This window comes from Streptomyces sp. NBC_00572 (assembly GCF_026341815.1).
In the GTDB taxonomy this organism is placed as follows: domain Bacteria; phylum Actinomycetota; class Actinomycetes; order Streptomycetales; family Streptomycetaceae; genus Streptomyces.
In genome coordinates, this window is the sequence record NZ_JAPENX010000001.1 from 2,149,023 (window position 1) to 2,166,642 (window position 17,620).

Sequence of the window (17,620 nt, forward strand, 5' to 3'; positions counted from 1 at the left end):
GCCGGGACGGGCTACCCGAACTGCACCGACCGCTTGGCGAGCCCCATCCAGAAGCCGTCGATCACCGACCGCTCCGCGTCGAGGTCGCCGGCCGCGTCCGCCGCGCCCATGGTGACGAACAGCGGGGCGAAGTGTTCCGTGCGCGGATGGGCGAGGCGGCCGGCCGGTGACTTGTGCTCGAAGTCGAGGAGGGCGTCCACGTCGCGCGCGGCAAGGGCCTCGTGCCCCCAGGCGTCGAACTCGGCGGACCAGCCCGGCACCCCGCCGCCGGTGTGCCGGAGGGCGGCCAGGTTGTGGGTGAAGAAGCCGCTGCCCACGATCAGGACGCCTTCTTCGCGGAGCGGGGCGAGCCTGCGCCCGATGTCCATGAGGCGGCGCGGGTCGAGGGTGGGCATCGAGATCTGGAGTACGGGGATGTCGGCGCCCGGGAACATCTCGACGAGCGGCACGTACGCGCCGTGGTCGAGGCCCCGGTCGGGGATGTCCTGCACGGGGTGGCCGGGTCCGCGGAGCAGCTTGCGGACGGCCTCGGCGAGCTGCGGGGCGCCGGGGGCCGCGTACTGGACGCGGTAGTAGTGCTCGGGGAAGCCCCAGAAGTCGTAGACGAGGGGGACGGTCTCGGTGGCGCCGAGGGCGAGCGGGGCCTCTTCCCAGTGGGCGGAGACCATGAGGATCGCCTTGGGGCGCGGGAGGTCCGCGGACCAGGCGGCGAGTTCGCCGGGCCAGACGGGGTCGTCGGCGAGCGGCGGGGCGCCGTGGGACAGGTAGAGGGCGGGCATCCGTTCGAGCGTGGCGTCCATGGCGACCACCTCCGGTTTCCGACGTAGCCAGTGCACTGGTTCTTGAAACTTCAAGCGTTCTCGCCTACACCGTAGACCTATGTAATTCAACTTTCAAGCATGAGTCGTACGATTGGGCATCATGGGAGACATGACCGAACCCCGCTGGCTCACCGACGAGGAGCAGCACGTCTGGCGCGCGTACCTGCACGCCACCACGCTCCTTGAGGACCACCTCGACCGCCAGCTGCAGCGCGACGCCGGAATGCCGCACATCTACTACGGGCTGCTCGTCCAGCTCTCCCAGGCGCCCCGTCACCGGCTCCGGATGACCGAGCTGGCCAGGAGCGCCAAGATCACCCGCTCCCGGCTCTCCCACGCGATCGCCCGCCTGGAGAAGAACGGCTGGGTACGGCGGGAGAACTGCCCCTCCGACAAGCGCGGCCAGTTCGCCCAGCTGACGGAGGAAGGCGCGGAGGTCCTCCGGCAGAACGCTCCCGGCCATGTGGCGGCCGTACGCCAGGCCCTCTTCGACCGGCTCGCGCCCGAGCAGGTCGAACAGCTCGGCGCGATCATGCGCGTCATGGCCGAGGGCCTCGAACCCACGGACGCGGACGCGGACCTGCCCTGGCTCCGCTGAGCGGAACCAGGGCAGGTCCTGACGGGAACGGTGCGGGTCAGTGCGCGATGACCGGCACCTTCACCTCGTCCTCCGCGCCCTCGCCGGAGGCGGCGACGGCCCCGGTGTCCGGCTTGCCCGTGGTGATCAGGGTGAAGGCGATCACGGCCGAGGCGACCAGGATGCCGACGGCCCACCAGATGGCCGCGGTGTAGCCCTCGACCATGCCCTGGAGCTGGAGCATCTTCTGGGCGGCCGGGGTGGTCGCGCCCGCAGCGTTGTCCACCAGGTACGCGGTGGTCGCCGAGGCGGCGATCGTGTTCAGCAGGGCCGTACCGATGGCGCCGCCGACCTGCTGCGAGGTGTTGACCATCGCGGAGGCCACACCGGCGTCCCGCGGGTCCACGCCGTGCGTGGCGAGCGACATGGCCGGCATGAACGCCGTACCCATGCCCAGACCGAGCAGCAGCTGCGCGGGCAGGATCAGACCGGCGTACGAGGTGCCGACCTCCAGCTGGGTGAGCAGCAGCATGCCGACACCGGCGGTCAGGAAGCCGGGGGCCATGAGCAGCCGCGGCGGGACGCGGGTCATGAGCCGCGTACCGATCTGCGTCGAGCCGATGATCATGCCCGCGATCATCGGGAGGAACGCGAAGCCCGTCATGACCGGCGAGTAGCCCTTCACGACCTGGAGGTAGTAGGTCAGGAAGAGGAACAGGCCGAACATCGCGATGACGGCGAGACCCAGCGACAGGTAGACACCTCCGCGGTTGCGGTCGGTCAGGACGCGCAGCGGCAGCAGCGGGGACTTCACCTTCGCCTCGGTGAGCACGAAGGCGCCGAGCAGCACGACGGAGCCGACGAACAGGCCGATCGTGCCGGCGTCGCTCCAGCCCGCGGACTCGGCGCGGGTGAAGCCGTAGACGAGCGCGACCAGACCCAGGGTGGACAGGATCACGCCGGGGATGTCGAGCGTGGAGCGGTTGCGGCTGCCCGCGGGCTCACGGATGACGAGGTACGCGCCGACGGCGGCGACGATGGCGAACGGGATGTTGACGAAGAAGGTCCAGCGCCAGTTCAGGTACTCGGTGAGGAAACCGCCGAGGATCAGGCCCACGGCGCCGCCACCACCGGCGATCGCGCCGTAGATGCCGAAGGCCTTCGCGCGCTCCTTGGCGTCGGTGAAGGTCACGGCGAGCAGCGAGAGCGCGGCGGGCGCGAGGAGCGCGCCGAAGGCGCCCTGGAGCGCGCGGGCACCGAGCATCATGGCCTCGCCGGTCGCGGCCCCGCCGAGGGCGGACGCGAGGGCGAAGCCGATCAGGCCGACGACGAAGGTGCGCTTACGGCCCCACAGGTCGGCGATGCGGCCGCCGAAGAGGAGCAGACCGCCGAAGGCGAGGGCGTAGGCGGTGATGACCCACTGCCGGTTGCCGTCCGATATCCCGAGGTCCTGCTGGGCGGAGGGCAGCGCGATGTTCACGATCGTCGCGTCGAGCACGACCATCAGCTGGGCGAGGGCGATGAAGACGAGCGCTTTCCAGCGGCCCGGGTCGGGGTGGGTCAGGGTGTTGGCGGGGACTTTCGGCATGGGGGTAGCCACCTCTTGGCGCGTACTGGTGAAAAAGGACGTAAAGCTGAGTCGGGCGGGCGGAGTGCCGGTTACGTAAGTCGGGATCCCCTGGGGAGGACGGCGCTCACGAGCAGGAGTCGCGTCGCAGGTCCTCCAGGGTCGCGGCCTTCCCGGGCAGCTCGGAGCGCGCGGGCGCCTCCAGGCCGTCGAGGAACAGCAGCAGGTGACGGCGGACGAACTGGTCGAAGGACGCGCAGCCCGAGCCGGGCAGCGGTCGGGTCAGCTGGGAGAGCGCCACCATCAGGTCCCCGACGCCCACGTCGGTGCGCAGTCGGCCGGCCCGCTGTGCCCGCTCCACGAGGCCCTGGACGGCCTCCTCCAGGCGGTCGCGCTCGGCGACCAGGTCGGGGTGGTCCTTGTCGAAGGCGCCGTCGAGCATCGGGCACAGGGCGCCGACGCGCTCGTCGGCGGCGCCGAGGGTGAACCGGCGGAGGGCGGCGAACGTGTCGCTCTCCTCCTCGGCGGCCCGTTCGGCGACCTCCGTGACGCGGGCCATGAGCGAGAGGACGACCTCGTGGACGAGGTCGGTGCGCTCGGGGAAGTTCCGGTAGAGCGTGGCGTTGCCGACGCCGGCCCGGCGCGCGATCTCGTCGTAGGGCACCTGGGACCCGAACTCGACGAACATCTCGCGGGCCGCCGTCACGATCCGCTCACGGTTGCGCAGGGCGTCCGCACGCGGGCGGGGTACGCGGCGGGCGGACCCGGAATCGGTGACGGTGCTGGTCACGCCACGACCTCCTCTGAGGGTCATCTCTGGGATATCCGGGGAGGGACTCCCCACTTCGCTGAACACAGTCATAAACGGGGACCGAGTCCCCGGTTATTTCCCTGCCGACGTGTGACCTGAGTCACATCGCTCGTCTCTCCCGGGACACCCGCGCTCCGGTCCCCGCTCGGTCCACCGATCGGGCCACCCGGCGCGCGCCTCGGAACCACGCGCCACAGGCTGATCGCACAGCGCGGGCCCGCGAGTACCGGATGGGGCCGCGCCGCCGACCTGCCCCCACCGGAGAGGCGACCGTATGCAGCACCCCCGCCGACGGATACGCAGACCCGTCGTCCTGGCCGCGACCACGGCGCTCTCCCTCACGCTGCTCGCCTCCGCGAGCACCACGCTCCCCGGGCCGTCCCCCGCCTCGGCCGGCCCCGTGGCCGCCGCGCCCGCCGGTGCCCAGCTGGGACCCTGCCGGATCGCCACCACGATGGGCGTACAGATGTCGGAGGGGCTGCCCACGGCCCCCGGGTACGTACGGTCCACGGGCCAGGTCAGGGCGCTGAACCTGATGGTCGACTTCCCCGACGCCCCCGGGGACGGCGCGGCGATGGGTCGCTTCCGCGAGTTCTTCCCACAGACCGCCGACTGGTTCCGCACCAGCTCGTACGGGCGGCTGCACTACCGGGCCGAGGCACCGATACCCGACTGGCTGCGGATGCCCAAGGCGTTCTCCGCGTACGGGATCGAGCGCGGCTCACCGTACGAACCCGGGTACCGCTCCCTCGTCGAGGACATCGTGAAGGCGGCCGACCCGAAGGTGGACTTCAGCGCGTACGACCTGGTCAACGTCCTGGTCACGCCGAACGCCGGGCCCTCCGCCCTGGACACCGTCCTCTCCGTGACCTTCTCCGGAAACGACGACGCCCCGTACGCGGACGGCGTGCCCCTCGCCAACACGTCCTTCGTCTACAGCCGTCAGGACGACGGCTCCGGCAGCTTCGCCGAGACCGGCTACCGGGTCCTGCCGCACGAGAACGGCCATGTCTTCGGGCTGCCCGACCTGTACACCTCGGACGGCGGCGGGACCGTCGGGCACTGGGACATCATGTCCGAGGACTGGGGCGCCAACAACGACCTGCTCGGCTGGCACAAGTGGAAGCTGGGCTGGCTCGACAACGACCAGGTCGGCTGCGCGTCCGGCCCCGGCACCGGCGACTACACCCTCACCCCGCTCGCGGTCGCGGGCGGCCCCAAGCTCGCGTTCGTCCCGCTCTCCGGCACCTCCGGGTACGCGGTCGAGGTCCGCAGCAAGGACGGCAACGACGAGGCGGTCTGCGAGCAGGGCGTCCTGGTCTACCGGGTGGAGTCCGACGTGGACACCGGCCACGGCCCCGTGACCGTCTCCGACAGCGAGCACGCGAGCGGCGGCTGCACCCGGCGCGCGAACGTCCACGCGGAGCTGTCGGACGCGCCGTACCGCCCTGGAGAAACGTTCACGGACCGCGCCAACGGCATAAGGATCAGCGTGCTGGAGGAGGACGAGAGCGGCACGTACCGGGTCCGGATCACCCGCCGCTGACGGGACCGGTCACCCGCCGCCGAACAGGCCGCCCCGCAGCTCCCGCTTGAGGATCTTCCCGGTCGGGTTCCGGGGCAGTTCCTCCTCGCGCACCAGGACATGGGCGGGCACCTTGAAGGCGGCGAGCCGCGCGCCCACGTGCGCGCGCAGCTCGTCGAGGGCGACGGCGGCGCCGGGCCGCAGCCGGACGACGGCCGCGACCTCCTCGCCCAGGAGGGGGTGCGGCACGCCGAGGACGGCGGCGTCGACGACATCCGGGTGCTGCTGCAGCACGCCCTCGACCTCGACGCAGTACACGTTCTCGCCGCCCCGGACGACCATGTCGGTGAGCCGGTCGACGATGCTGACCCGCCCGTCCGCGTCCACGCGCGCGAGGTCCCCGGTCCGGAACCAGCCGTCCTCGGAGAACGCGGCGCGGGTCGCCTCCTCGTCGCGCCAGTAGCCGCGGACCAGGGCCTGCCCGCGCAGCCACAGCTCGCCGACGCCCTCGGCGTCGGGCCGGTCGATCCGCACCTCGGTGGTGGGCGAGGGCCGGCCGACGCTCCCGGGGTGGGCGCGGTACTCGGCGCCGACGTTGGACAGGACCCCGCCGCTGGTCTCGGTCAGCCCGTAGCCGTTGCGGGGTTCGAGCCGCTCCCCGTACCCGGCGGTGATCCCGTCGACGATGCCGGGCGGGGCTGCGGCGCCCCCGGTGCTCAGCAGGGCGAGGCTTTCGAGCCCGTCGCCGGTGGCGCGGGCGAGGTCGAGCAGTTGGAGGGCGGTGGTGGGGACGCCCGCGTAGTGGGTGACACGGTGCTCCCGGATCAGTTCGAGGGCCCGGCCGGCGTCCCACTTCCGCATCGTCACCAGGGTCCCGCCGGCCGCCATCACCCCGTAGAAGGAGGTGAAGGCGGCCACGTGGAAGAAGGGGAAGGTCGTCAGCGACACGGGCACGGGCCCCGTCCCGGGCACGTCCCCGCGCGCGAGGGCCGCCGCCGCGGCGAAGTACCGCGGATTCATCGCGGCCCCGGCCTGGGCGAGATGGGTGGCGACGGCGCCCTTGGGCCGCCCGGTGGTCCCGGAGGTGTAGATGACGGTGGCGTCGTGCTCGGGCAGGACGTCGACGAGGGGCGGCCCGAGGTGCGGATCGGTGTCGGGGACGTATGCCTCGAAGCCCTCCCACGTCTCCGGCGCCGTCTCCGGGTGGAAAACGATCCCGGGCACGTGGTTCCGGGCGGCCCACTCCCGCACCCGCCCGACCCGCTCCCCGTCCACGAGCAGCACGCCGGGAGCGCAGTCGTCCAGGGCGTACGTGAACTCGCCCTCGGTCCACCAGGCGTTGAGGGGTACGGCGACGAGCCCGGCGAGCTGGGCGGCCCAGAAGGCGACCTGCCACTCGGGATGGTTCCGCATGGCCACCACGGCCCGGTCCCCGGGCCGCAGCCCGTACTCCCCGACGAGTCGCCGGGCGAGCCCGCAGGCGGCGTCGAAGAACTCGCGGTACGTCGTCCGCCCGCCGTCCTCGGAGACGAGGAACACCTGTTCCCCGTATCCCCAGACGACCTCGACGAACTCCCGCAGGGTCCGCGGTCCGGACGCGTACACCCCGTCGCTCACCTCGAAGGGAGCGCCGGGCGCGGTCAGCCGGGATTCCGGGCCGGACGTTTCCATGACGAGGACCTCCTGCGCGCGTGCTCCCGGTGCGCGGCGACGCTATGCCGCGCCCACGGTCAGGTCAATCCCGCCCTGCCGGGAAAGCCGTCGAGAGATATCTCTTGACAGATTTCTATCGAGAGAACACTCTCATTGCATGGAGCAACCGAACGAAGCCCCCCGCGAGAACCCCGAGACCTCCGAGATCTCCGGGGGTGGCGACCAAGCCCCCCGCCGCCTGACCGACCCCGCCTCCATGCGGGCGCTCTCCCACCCGGTCCGCCTCGCCCTCATCGAAGTCCTCACCCTTCATGGGGCCCTGACGGCCACTCAGGCGGGCGAGCTGATCGGCGAGACCCCCACCACCTGCTCCTTCCACCTCCGCCAGCTCGCGAAGTACGGCTTCGTCGAGGAGGCCGGCCCCATGCCGGGGCGCTCGCGCCCCTGGCGCGTCACACGGCTCGGCTGGTCCACGGAGAACGACGCCCCCGCCGACACCGCCGTCGCGGCCCGACACCTCGGCGAACTGACCCTGGAACGCCAGCTGGACCGGCACCGGGCGCACGAGCGCGACGCCCACCGCGCCCACACCGTCTGGTGGGCCACCCCCGACGAGGCGGCCGAACTCCAGGGTGAGATCGACGAGTTGGTGATGCGCTACCGGGACAGGCTCCAGGACCCGTCGAAGCGCCCCGAGGGCGCGGAAGCAATCGAAGTGGTGATCCTCACCCACCCGTTCGCCTGACCACCACCGACACGGACCAGACAACAGACCGGACGACAGACCGTTCTCAGGGGGAGACATGACCGTCCAGGCAGTGACCACGCCGGAGGCGGCGCCCGACACGACGAAGCCCTTGCGGAAGAACAGGGACTTCACGCTGCTGTGGGGCGGCCAGACCGTCTCCCAGCTCGGCACCTCGGTCTCCGTCCTGGCCTTCCCCCTGCTCGTCCTCTCCCTGAACGGCTCCGCCGTGCAGGCGGGCGCACTCGGCACCCTCCAGGCGGTCATCCGCGTCACCTTCCAGCTGCCCGCCGGCGCGTTGGCCGACCGCTGGAGCAGGAAGCGCGTCATGCAGGTCTGCGACGCGGGCCGCGCCGTCCTCTTCACCGCCCTGGCCACGGCGATCCTGCTCGGCCGGGCACCGCTCGCGGTGATCTTCGCGGTCGCGGGCGCCGCCGCGGTCCTGGACGTCCTGTTCGGCGCGGCCGAGACGTCGATCGTCAGCCAGCTCGTATCGCGTTCGCAGCTCCCGGAGGCCTTCGCCAAGAACGAGGCCCGCGCCTACGGAGCTTCCCTGGCCGGTCCCCCGCTGGGCGGCTTCCTCTACGCGCTCGGCCGCTCGGTCCCGTTCCTCTTCGACGCCCTGAGCTATCTGCTCTCCCTCCTCGCGGTCTCGTTCATCCGCAGGCCCGCCCACCCCGAGGAGCAGGAGACCGGGAAGACCTCGCTCCGCCACGACATGCTGGAAGGCCTCCGCCATGTCGTCGCGAGCCCCTTCCTCCGGGCGGTGATCCTGATGGCGGCGCCGGTCAACTTCGCCCTCACCGGCGCCCAGTTCTCGGCCGTCCTGATCCTCACCGACACGGGCCACAGCCCCCGGGCGCTCGGCATCGCGCAGGGCTGCATCGCGGTCGGCGGTCTCCTCGGCGCCCTCTTCGCCGCCCGCGTCCAGCGGCTCCTGCCCTTCCACCGCCTGCTGGTCGTGGCCCTGGCCGTGCTGCCCGCGCTGCTCACGGCGAGCACCGTCCTGAACGGCAGCCTGGCGATGGTGGCCCCGCTGGCCACGGGCCTGTTCCTGGCGCCCGCCGTCAACTCGATCCTCTTCGGCCGGATCGCCGCGACCACCCCGGCCCGCCTCCAGGGCCGTGTCATCAGCGTCGTCGCCCTCGCGGCCACCGCCGCCGCCTCGCTGGCCCCGATCGTCATCGGCACGGTCGTGGAACACAACGGCGGCACGGCGGCCATGACCACGGTCGTGGCGGCCGCCTGCCTCTCCCTCGTGGCGGCCCTCCTGAACCGCCGGACCCTCCGCGACAACCAGGACGCCCACTGAGGGCGTGCGGCAGACTCGGACCATGACGTCACGGATACGCCGTCGATCAGCCCAGGCCGCCTCGCTGCTGTTCGCCCTCGTGCTCGCCGGCCTCAGCGGGTGCTCCCGCGGCCCGAGTGAGAGCGAACTCAAGGGAATCGCCACCTCCGACGAGGTCCGGCAGAAGCGGGAGCGCACCGAGCGCGAACTGCGGGCGCGGGCCGCCGAGATCGGCAGGACGTCTCCGTGGGGCCCGGCTCTGCGCACCACCGTGGTGGACACGTGCGCCCGGGGCGGAGGCAAGAACCACCTCGACCAGAACGCGCCGAAGCAGTCGGCCATGTACTGCCGGATGCGGCTGCACATGTACTTCGTCGTCGACCGTCCCGTGCCCGACGTCCTCGCGGACCTCCGGTCCATGAAGACGCCCGCGGTCTGGAGCGAGGGCTCGATCAGGAGCGCGCTGCGGTACTACGAGACCAGGGTCTACGAGCAGCCGCACGCCTACCGGCCGTCGATCGCGAGCGTCACCGGTGGGATGCTGCTGTCCTGGGAGCCGCCCGGCGACGAGGCGCGGTTGCAGGTCCCGGAGCCGTGCCCCGGGCGCAAGGCCGTGTTCGGCACCTGCGCGTCCGATCCCGCCGACGTCACCCTCTCCGCACTGCGGGAACGGTCGGGCACGCTGTTCGAGTGGACGCTCACGACGGGCTATCACACCGTGCCGGGCGCATAGCCGCGCGGGAAGAGGAAAAGGGCCGGCCGGTGTCGTACTCCCCGGCCGGCCCTCTCTCAGGTGCTACGTACGCTCCTGCATCCGTCTACCGACGGCCTACCATCCGTCGACCGTCGCCTCCATGGCATCGGCGTACGCCCGGGCGCCGGCGATCTTCGGGTGGAAGGACTGCGCCGAAAGGCCGTAGGACTTCAGAAGCGGCCAGTCCTTGAGCGTGTTGTCGCTCTCGACCAGGGTCTTGACCATGCCGTGGATCTTCTCCGGGTCACCGCACACGCCCTTGTTCTCGAAGGCCCAGGTGGGGTCCGAGAACCGGATGTCGATCCCCTTGCTCCGGCCGATCACACCGACGTCCCGCATCTCGTTGGTGAGGTGCGCGGCCACCGTGTTGAGCCAGTCGTTGGACTCCTTCGACAGACCGAGCGGCCCGAGCCGCAGACAGCTCGCGTCGTTGGAGATCAGCTTCGGGTAACCCATGAGCAGGATCTTGGCGTTGGGCGCCTTCTGGTGGATCAGCTCGACGGCGGCGAGGATGTCCGTCTTCACGACCTCGGTGATCAGCAGCGGCAGTGCCGTGCTCATCGGAAGTCCCTGGTACGGCAGGTCCCTGTCCTTCTCGATGTTGCCGTCCCCGTTGATGTCCCGGTCGATCTGGGCGTTGTGGTCGTCGAACGGCTTGTCCTGGCAGCTGCCCGAACCGAAGGCCAGGAGGCACTTCTGGACGACGAACGTGAACCGTGAGTCGTTGCCTCCGATGGACATCGTGACCATGGTGGTGTTCTGGTCCAGGTACCCCTTCTGGATCTGGGCCAGTTCGCCGTTCTCCGGGTCCCTCAGGACGTTGTACGTACGGGCACCCGAGCAGGCGATCAGGTGGTAGTCCATGGCCGGGTCCCAGCGGTCCGCCTGCTCACCGATCGACTCGAACGCCCCCGTCCTCGCCTTGGCCTGGCGGGACCACGCCTTGTCCGAGCGGTGGCAGGCGTTGCGGGTCGTCTCGTCCTGGGAGTCCCGGTAGTTGGTCTCCTTGTAGTAGTTCGCGTTGCCTTCGGAGGCACCCTCGCCGGAGGAGAAGGAGTCGCCCATGGCCACGATCTGGTCCTTGGGCTTGCCCGGCAGCTTCTGGAACGCGACGGAGTCCCAGGCCACGTCCTCGCCGTTGCCGCCGTCCCCGGTGTGGGTCGAGAGGGAGACCGTCGGCCTGCCGGTGAAGTTGAAGACTCCCAGGCTCACCCAGCGGTTCTCACGGGTGCGCTGCGGGACCACGCGAACCTTCGACGTGGAGTCCGTTCCGCCCACGACGTAGGCCGCCTGACGGGTGTGCGCGCCGTGGTCGGGCATGTGCACCAGGACCCGGGACCAGCCGATGTTCGACTCGTTCAGGGTCCACTTGCCGGTGATCAGCAGCCGGGCGCCGTCGTAGGTGGAGCTGTCCCTGGTGTGGGAGAACCAGAAGTGGTTGTTGTCCCCGGCCCCGATCTGGTGCAGGTCCATCTTGCCGGGATAGGTGCCCTGCCAGTCGGTGAACTGGAAGTCGAAGGTTCCCGCCGAGGTGGAGCCGCCGCACGTTCGCGCCGTACTGCCGGCCGGCGTGGCGCCGTAGGGGATGTCCTCGACGATCTGCGCCCCGAGGGGCAGGGTGCCCAGACCGCATTGGGGCGGATACGAGTTGGCGTCCGGCTGTTCCGGATAGGTGTCGTTGAACCGGTGCACCGCGTTTCCGCACTGCGCCATGAGGACGCAGTCCTTCCACTGCACCGAGGTGTTCCACCAACAGTGCAGCCAGTGCGGGTTGGTGTCCGAGTTCCCGTAGTCGAGGGTGCAGGCGCCCTGACCCTGGTCGTTGGAGTCGTTCTCGCCGATGCGGCCCGAGTAGCAGTCGTTGTTCTCCATGGTGCAGAACAGGTCGAGCGGCGGCTTGACGAGCGTGCGGTCGAAGTTGTTGTTCCACCACGCCGCCACGTAGCCGGCCTTGATGTCACCCGGCGTGAAGAGCGCGGCGATGGGGCGGGCGGCCCAGCCGATCACCTTCTCCTGGTACGGCCAGTGCTGCGGGTTCGCGGCGTGGGAGTAGTCGTCGCTGCCGTCCGCCTTCTCCAGGAACGGGGTGCGGTTGAACTTCCACAGCGGGTTGGCCGGGTTGTTGGTGAAGCCGACACCCCAGTGATCGTCGCCGCCGGAGGGGTCGCCGCCCTTCTCGTAGAAGCCCGCGTTGTAGGCCCAGAGGGCGAAGAACCAGTTCTCGATCCACTTCGGGTGTCCGTTGTTGACGGTCAGCCCGGCCTTCGACGTCTGGTTCCACTTCTCGACCAGGATGTTCGCGCCGGCGGCGATGTTCGCCGTGTAGTCGAGCGCGATGGCCTCCTGCTGCGTCTTGCTGAGCGTGACGCCCTGGTCGGAGACCCGCATGCCGTCGGTGACCTGCGTGATGCCGTAACCGCAGTCGGCCTTGGCCCAGTTGATCGACCACGGGTCGGCCTGCGAACCGTCCGCGGAGTACTTGACTCCGTAGTAGTTGCCGATCAGGGAGTTGGCGGTCACGCCCGGAACGGCGAAGCGGGTGGCCTGCCACATGTTGGATTCCTGCGCGGTGATGCCGAGCAGGATCTGCGACGGGATGTGCCAGTCGGCCACGCGGTCCGGGATGCCGTTGGTGTCCCCGTACATCAGGTGCAGCGGGAAGAGCGACTGCGGCTGGTAGGCCGGCATGCCCATGTTCTTCCAGTTCGCGGGCCGCGAGACCTGCTTGTTCAGCGTCCCGGCGACCGCCTGGTCCACCGCCCACTCCACCTGGCGGGGAGTCGGCTGGAAGGCCTGCTTGCGGATGTCGTTGCGGGGCACGGCGCAGGTCCGCTCGGACTCGACCGGGTCGGAGGGCGAACCGGCCGCAGCCGACGCCGTGGCCGACGTCTTCGACGCTGCCGTCTTCGACGAGCCGGCCGTCTTGGACGACGGGTCCGTCTTCGGCGCCTTCGGCGTGCTCGACGCGCTTCCGCCACCGGGCAGCGCCGGGGACATGGCGTTCCCCGAGGACCGCTGCTTCACGTCGCCCAGCGGCTTGCCGCCCGGCACCGCCTCCAGGACCTCGGTCTTCCCGGTGCCCATCAGACGGAGCTCGGTCCGGACGGGGCGGGCCTCGCCCTCGTCGGCGGCGATGAGGGGGGAGTTCTTCCCCGGCGCCCAGGCGGACCCGACGGCGGCTTCGCCGCGCGTGGAGATCCGGGCGTCCTTCGCCAGGTCACCCCGGTTCCTGACGCTTCCCGGCAGCGCGCCCAGCGACTTCGCCTTGCCGGTGACGTACACGGTGCCGTCGGCCGAGGACGCGAGGTCCCACTGGGTGAGGGCGCCGCTGACCAGCGTCGCCGGCGTGGCGCCGCCGTTCTTGATCTGCCCGGCGGTCACCCGGCGGGCCCGGCTGTCGCCCTCGGACGATGTCTTCGCCGCCGCCGGACCGGGCGTCCGCTCGATGAACGTGACTCCCCCGTCCTTGTCGGCCCGGAGCTGGAAGGGAACGCCGTGCGTCCGCGCGATCGTCTTCCGCTTCCCGTCCTTGCCGACCCGGACCAGGCGCCCGCCCTCGGCAGCGACGATGCCCTGCGGGGTCGGTACGGCGGAGGTCACCTGCCCGTCGAGCAGGAGCGGCTTTCCGGCCTTGCCGGCGACCGCGTCGACCGTGATGAGCCGGGTGCCGGTCTTCTTGTCCCCGTCGTAGGACAGCTGGCTGAAGACCGCGTCCTCGCCCTCACCGCAACCGGGCGAGAAGTACGCCAGGGACGCCTGGTGCGGAAGCTTCGTGACCTGCCCCGTCTCCAGGTCCACGACGGCGGTGAACGCCCCTCGCACCATCAGCTCGGGCTTGTTGGTGAACGTGCGGGGCGCGTAGGCCACCGCGGCCCGCTTGCCCGACTCGGTGACGCAGGCGTTCCCGATCCAGGCGTCCGCGTCGAAACCCGGCTCGGACAGGGTGGCCGCGGTCTTCCACTCGTAACCGTTCGCCGCGTCCGCGACCAGGAGGTGGAACCCCTCCGCGTCACCGGACGTGGTCCAGGCGACGTCCTTGGAAGCGGCGTATCCGCTTCCCTGCACCGACGCGCGGCGCTGGGCCGGAATCGCGCCCTCGGGCCCGTCACCGCCCTTCGCCGTCGGCGAGTCCGCCGACCAGCCCTGCGCCGCCTTGCCGGGCCGTACCGGATCCGCGGCCATGGCCTGCGCGGGAAGTGCCGCCACCAGCGCTACCGCGGTGGAGAGCACCACGGGTATGCGTGTCGTCCGCCGTCGTCTCATCGCGCGGCCCCCGGTGCGATACCCGTTCTTCCACCGGGTCCGCCTGAACTGTGTGTCATCAACTGCCCTTTCGTGTCTTCGAATGCGCCGAGATGAGAGGCTCGGCGGCTTCAGCGGTAGACGTCGACGACCAGGCGGTTCGGCTGGGTCAGCTTGAACACCTGGTGGCTCGTCGACGGCCCGAGCGTGATGCCGAACTCGACGCGGCCCTCGAACTCGCCCAGGAGCTGTACGCCCTTGACCGAGGGGAGGTTCAGCGCCTGCAGGGCCGGGCTGGTGAAGGCCAGGTTCCCGGCGTCGTCGTAGAGGTGGGCCCGCTCCATCGTGAGGAACAGGTACGACGTGCCCTTGATCTCCAGGTACTCCGTCTTGCCGCTGTTCGGGACGTACTCGCCCGTCGTGTTCGTCCACGTCGTGACCTGGGGGCTCGCCGACAGGTCGAACACGAGCCGGTCGTAGCCGGTGTGCGTCGCGGCGCGCGTCCCCAGGACACAGACGTCGGAGCACGTGGCGGTCACGCTCGCGCTCCCCGCCCCTACCGAGGTCGCGGCGGATGCCTGGGGCAGCGCGAACACCGAGGCGAGTGCCAGGGCGGCGAGGGGCGAGGCGATACGAGCCCACGTACGGCGTGAAGTGCGCATGAGGTGGGGTTCCTCCGACTTTCCAAGATCGGCGCTGAATAGAGTCGCTCAACCCAAGAGGCATCCCCCTGCCCCTGCATAGCGAATTTCTCGACATTGGCCAGAACCCATGAGTCCACCGACTCGAATCACAGACCCGCCTCACCCCCTCGACATTCACCCCACTGCACTCATATCGACCCTCAGGCCCTCGAAATGGGCGAATTGAATTTCGGACACCCACCTCCCACCCCGGGGCGGGAGGTGAGGGGGACACTCCCCGGCCCATCGACCAAAGTCGCACGTGAAAGCGGTTACCGCCAGGTAGGAGAAGGCCTCCTTGACCAGGCGGACGGAATCACTTCAGGCCGTTCCGCATCGATTTCCGCTTCCCCGCGCCTCCACCGCACCTAAAGCGACGGCCGCGGCCGAATGGCCGGATTTTCCTTCACCATTCACGGTAAATCCGGACAGGCCACCGGCATATCGGATTTGGGTCCGACATAGACCGGATATGCCTTGCATATGGGTCGCACCCGAAAGGCGGCACAGGTGGCCGGTTTCCGCCCGCCGCGACGGAGGAGCGCACGGAAAGTCGACCGGTCATTCCGGAAGGCGGAAGTCGCCTGCACGACGGCCCGCGGTCACGGTGGCCTGCGCCGCTCCGACCGGCGACCTCGCGCGGAGTCCCCTCTCCCGAGGCTCATCTCCTGAGACCCACCCGCCCCCTGGGACCGACCCATGAGACCCCGTGGCGCCATCCCGGCAACACTCTGGCGCATCGTGGCGCCAGAGAACTTGCAATGGCGCCACGGTGGTGCCACTATTGCGTCATGGACCTCACCCCGTACGTTGACAACCTCCGTCATGAGCTCGGCGTGGCCGCCGAGGCGGGCGGCGACGAAGCGCGCGCCCTGGCCGAGCGGCTCACCGGCACTCTTGAGTCGGCCGCCCGCCTGACGCTGCTCAACGCCCTGTCCGACGCGATGGACGAGGTCACCCGTGACCTCGCGCCCGGCTCGGTCGACCTGCGACTGCGCGGTCTGAACCCCGAGTTCGTGGTGACCGCACCGCCCACCGCCGACCTCTTCGACGAGCCCGGCACCCCGGCACAGGCCCCGCCGCCCCCGGCGCCGGCCCCCGCGGAGGCCGAGGACGGCGCCACCTCGCGCATCAACTTCCGGCCGCCGGCCCAGCTCAAGACCCGGGTCGAGGAAGCCGCGAGCCGCGAGGGGCTCTCGGTCAACGCCTGGCTGGTCCGGGCCGTGGCCGCCGCCCTCGAACCCGGCACGGCGGGCCGTACCCGGCAGGGCACGACGGGCCTCGGCCCCGCCGTCGGACAGGGCTTCACCGGCTGGGTCCGCTAGCCGCACGTCACCCGAGCACACACCTCTCCGAGTCGAAGGACGGCACAGCCATGCCCACGTTCGAAACCCCCGAAGCCCTCACCGCCACCGTCGAGCTGGAGATCGGGCGCGTCCGGATCGTCGCCGCCAAGCGCACCGACACCGTGGTCGAGGTGACACCGAGCGACCCCGGCGACAAGCTCGACGTCCAGGCCGCCGCGGACACCAAGGTCACCTGCGCCGCCGGGAAGCTGCTGGTCAAGGGCCCCAAGAAGCGTTCGCTCTTCGGCAAGGTCGGCGCGGTCGACGTGACCGTCGAGCTCCCCGCGGGCTCGGCCCTGACGGGCAGCACGGGCCTCGGCGAGCTGATCGGCGAGGGCCTGTTCGGGAACTGCCGCCTCACGACCGCCGCCGGCGACATCCAGCTGGAAGAGGCCGCGGACGTACGGCTGAAGACCTCGCACGGCGACATCCTGGTGGCCCGTACGACGGGTGAGGCCGAGATCCACGGGTCGGGCCGCGTGCAGGTCGGCCGGATCAGCGGTGCGGCGACCGTCAGGAACCTCAACGGCGAGACCGTGATCGGCGAGATCGGCGGGGAGCTGCGGGTGAACTCGTCGAACGGACCCATCCGTGTCGGGCAGGCGGAGTCCTCGGTCACCGCCAAGACCGCCAGTGGCGCCATCCGCCTCGAACACGTCGTACGCGGCAGGATCACGCTGGACTCCTCCGCCGGGGGCCTCGAAATCGGCATCGCCGAGGGGACCGCGGCCTGGCTCGACGTACGGTCCACGGCCGGCCGCGTCCGCAACGAGCTGGGTACGACGGACGGCCCGGGCCAGTCCGAGGAGACGGTCGAGGTCCGCGGCCGCACGAGCGTCGGCGACATCGTCATCCGCCGCGCGTAACCGCGTCACCGCGCCTACCGGCGAAAACCACGCACCACATCGCACGCCACCGCACCACAACGCATCGCATCGCATCGCATCGCATCGCATCGAGGGGGACGGAGAGCACCATGGAACGCGGCTTACAGACCAGCACCCCCGGCGCCTTCGCCTCCTTCGTGCGCTTCGTGATCTTCGGCGGCGGAGTCGGCCTCGCCTCCAGCGCGGCCGTCGCCCTGCTCACCGCCCTCCTGCCGTTCGCCCTCGCCAACGCCCTGGTCACGGTGGTCTCGACGATCCTCGCGACCGAGCTGCACGCCCGCTTCACCTTCGCGTCGAAGCCCGCGCCCGGACCCGCGCCGAGGCCCACATCGGGGCTCGCGTCGACGCCCGCGTCGAAGCCCGCGTCGGGGCGACGCCCCGCCCGGCGCCGCCTCCTGCGCTGCGGCCTCCGCCACCACCTGCAGTCCGCCGGGACGGCCACCGCCGCCTTCTTCGTGACCACCCTCGCGATGCTCGCCCTGCACACCCTCGCGAGCGCACCCGGTCTCGCCGCCGAACAGGCCGTCTACCTCTCGGCCTCGGGCCTCGCCGGCATCGGCCGCTTCCTGGTGCTGCGCCTGTACGTCTTCACCACCACCCGCAGGCAGCCCACCCCGGTCCCCTTCGACCTGCACCGGTCGCCGACCCGCCGCGAACTGCTCACCACCGCGTCCTGACGCAGGCCTGAGCGCACCCACCCCCGCACCGCCCATGCGCC

General features: G+C 70.8%; 14 protein-coding genes. 8 read left to right on the forward strand and 6 right to left on the reverse strand.

Annotated elements, in window-relative coordinates:
- Positions 1-11: 11 nt before the first annotated feature.
- A complete protein-coding gene (locus OG514_RS09705; protein WP_266892920.1) occupies positions 12-800 on the reverse strand; it encodes a dioxygenase in 789 nt (262 codons plus the stop codon).
- Positions 801-930: 130 nt separating this feature from the next.
- Here OG514_RS09705 and OG514_RS09710 point away from each other — a divergent pair, with 130 nt between their 5' ends.
- A complete protein-coding gene (locus tag OG514_RS09710) occupies positions 931-1,419 on the forward strand; it encodes a MarR family winged helix-turn-helix transcriptional regulator (RefSeq protein WP_266892922.1) in 489 nt (162 codons plus the stop codon).
- 37 nt (positions 1,420-1,456) lie between these two features.
- On the opposite strand, the gene OG514_RS09715 is transcribed toward OG514_RS09710, so the two are convergent.
- Together OG514_RS09715 and OG514_RS09720 are read right to left on the reverse strand one after the other, a co-directional pair.
- On the reverse strand, positions 1,457-2,986 hold the full coding sequence (locus OG514_RS09715) for an MFS transporter (RefSeq protein ID WP_266892924.1): 1,530 nt from the start codon (positions 2,984-2,986) through the stop codon (positions 1,457-1,459).
- A gap of 106 nt (positions 2,987-3,092) precedes the next feature.
- Positions 3,093-3,779 carry a TetR/AcrR family transcriptional regulator gene (locus OG514_RS09720; protein ID WP_266892926.1) on the reverse strand — a complete coding sequence of 229 codons (687 nt, stop codon included), beginning with the start codon at positions 3,777-3,779 and terminating at the stop codon, positions 3,093-3,095.
- Positions 3,780-4,050: 271 nt separating this feature from the next.
- On the opposite strand from OG514_RS09720, the gene OG514_RS09725 reads away from it, so the two are divergent.
- Positions 4,051-5,322: a M6 family metalloprotease domain-containing protein gene (locus OG514_RS09725; protein ID WP_266892928.1), complete on the forward strand. Its 1,272-nt coding sequence runs from the start codon at positions 4,051-4,053 to the stop codon at positions 5,320-5,322.
- 9 nt (positions 5,323-5,331) lie between these two features.
- Here OG514_RS09725 and OG514_RS09730 read toward each other — a convergent pair whose 3' ends face one another.
- The gene (locus OG514_RS09730) at positions 5,332-6,972 is read right to left on the reverse strand and encodes a class I adenylate-forming enzyme family protein (RefSeq protein ID WP_266892930.1); all 1,641 of its coding nucleotides are present in this window, start codon (positions 6,970-6,972) and stop codon (positions 5,332-5,334) included.
- A 139-nt stretch (positions 6,973-7,111) separates the two neighbouring features.
- Between OG514_RS09730 and OG514_RS09735 the strand changes: the two genes are divergently transcribed.
- Genes OG514_RS09735 through OG514_RS09745 form a run of 3 tightly spaced genes read left to right on the forward strand, consistent with a single transcriptional unit; the run spans position 7,112 to position 9,723 of the window.
- Positions 7,112-7,699 (forward strand): helix-turn-helix domain-containing protein, encoded by a 588-nt coding sequence (locus OG514_RS09735; RefSeq protein WP_266892932.1) that lies wholly within the window; start codon positions 7,112-7,114, stop codon positions 7,697-7,699.
- A gap of 58 nt (positions 7,700-7,757) precedes the next feature.
- A complete protein-coding gene (locus OG514_RS09740; protein WP_266892934.1) occupies positions 7,758-9,011 on the forward strand; it encodes an MFS transporter in 1,254 nt (417 codons plus the stop codon).
- Between the two features lie 22 nt (positions 9,012-9,033).
- A complete protein-coding gene (locus OG514_RS09745; protein ID WP_266892936.1) occupies positions 9,034-9,723 on the forward strand; it encodes a hypothetical protein in 690 nt (229 codons plus the stop codon).
- Between the two features lie 96 nt (positions 9,724-9,819).
- On the opposite strand, the gene OG514_RS09750 is transcribed toward OG514_RS09745, so the two are convergent.
- Together OG514_RS09750 and OG514_RS09755 are read right to left on the reverse strand one after the other, a co-directional pair.
- Entirely contained in the window at positions 9,820-13,977 is a 4,158-nt protein-coding gene (locus tag OG514_RS09750) for a GDSL-type esterase/lipase family protein (protein WP_266892938.1), read from the reverse strand.
- A gap of 140 nt (positions 13,978-14,117) precedes the next feature.
- Positions 14,118-14,648: a hypothetical protein gene (locus tag OG514_RS09755; protein WP_266892940.1), complete on the reverse strand. Its 531-nt coding sequence runs from the start codon at positions 14,646-14,648 to the stop codon at positions 14,118-14,120.
- An 812-nt stretch (positions 14,649-15,460) separates the two neighbouring features.
- Here OG514_RS09755 and OG514_RS09760 point away from each other — a divergent pair.
- The 3 genes from OG514_RS09760 (at position 15,461) to OG514_RS09770 (ending at position 17,579) form a co-directional block, all read left to right on the forward strand.
- Entirely contained in the window at positions 15,461-15,994 is a 534-nt protein-coding gene (locus tag OG514_RS09760; protein WP_266892942.1) for a hypothetical protein, read from the forward strand.
- 50 nt (positions 15,995-16,044) lie between these two features.
- Positions 16,045-16,881 (forward strand): DUF4097 family beta strand repeat-containing protein, encoded by an 837-nt coding sequence (locus OG514_RS09765; RefSeq protein ID WP_266892944.1) that lies wholly within the window; start codon positions 16,045-16,047, stop codon positions 16,879-16,881.
- A 110-nt stretch (positions 16,882-16,991) separates the two neighbouring features.
- Positions 16,992-17,579, forward strand: a complete 588-nt coding sequence (locus OG514_RS09770; protein WP_266892946.1) for a hypothetical protein — start codon at positions 16,992-16,994, stop codon at positions 17,577-17,579.
- Positions 17,580-17,620: the final 41 nt, after the last annotated feature.

Bases quoted from the DNA above. Each gene is read 5' to 3' on its own strand.
- OG514_RS09740 (WP_266892934.1), top strand. From the start codon at position 7,758: ATGACCGTCCAGGCAGTGACCACGCCGGAGGCGGCGCCCGACACGACG.
- OG514_RS09765 (WP_266892944.1), top strand. From the start codon at position 16,045: ATGCCCACGTTCGAAACCCCCGAAGCCCTCACCGCCACCGTCGAGCTG.
- OG514_RS09725 (WP_266892928.1), top strand. From the start codon at position 4,051: ATGCAGCACCCCCGCCGACGGATACGCAGACCCGTCGTCCTGGCCGCG.
- OG514_RS09710 (WP_266892922.1), top strand. From the start codon at position 931: ATGACCGAACCCCGCTGGCTCACCGACGAGGAGCAGCACGTCTGGCGC.
- OG514_RS09770 (WP_266892946.1), top strand. From the start codon at position 16,992: ATGGAACGCGGCTTACAGACCAGCACCCCCGGCGCCTTCGCCTCCTTC.
- OG514_RS09760 (WP_266892942.1), top strand. From the start codon at position 15,461: ATGGACCTCACCCCGTACGTTGACAACCTCCGTCATGAGCTCGGCGTG.
- OG514_RS09705 (WP_266892920.1), bottom strand. From the start codon at position 800: ATGGACGCCACGCTCGAACGGATGCCCGCCCTCTACCTGTCCCACGGC.
- OG514_RS09720 (WP_266892926.1), bottom strand. From the start codon at position 3,779: ATGACCCTCAGAGGAGGTCGTGGCGTGACCAGCACCGTCACCGATTCC.
- OG514_RS09755 (WP_266892940.1), bottom strand. From the start codon at position 14,648: ATGCGCACTTCACGCCGTACGTGGGCTCGTATCGCCTCGCCCCTCGCC.
- OG514_RS09735 (WP_266892932.1), top strand. From the start codon at position 7,112: ATGGAGCAACCGAACGAAGCCCCCCGCGAGAACCCCGAGACCTCCGAG.
- OG514_RS09730 (WP_266892930.1), bottom strand. From the start codon at position 6,972: ATGGAAACGTCCGGCCCGGAATCCCGGCTGACCGCGCCCGGCGCTCCC.
- OG514_RS09745 (WP_266892936.1), top strand. From the start codon at position 9,034: ATGACGTCACGGATACGCCGTCGATCAGCCCAGGCCGCCTCGCTGCTG.
- OG514_RS09715 (WP_266892924.1), bottom strand. From the start codon at position 2,986: ATGCCGAAAGTCCCCGCCAACACCCTGACCCACCCCGACCCGGGCCGC.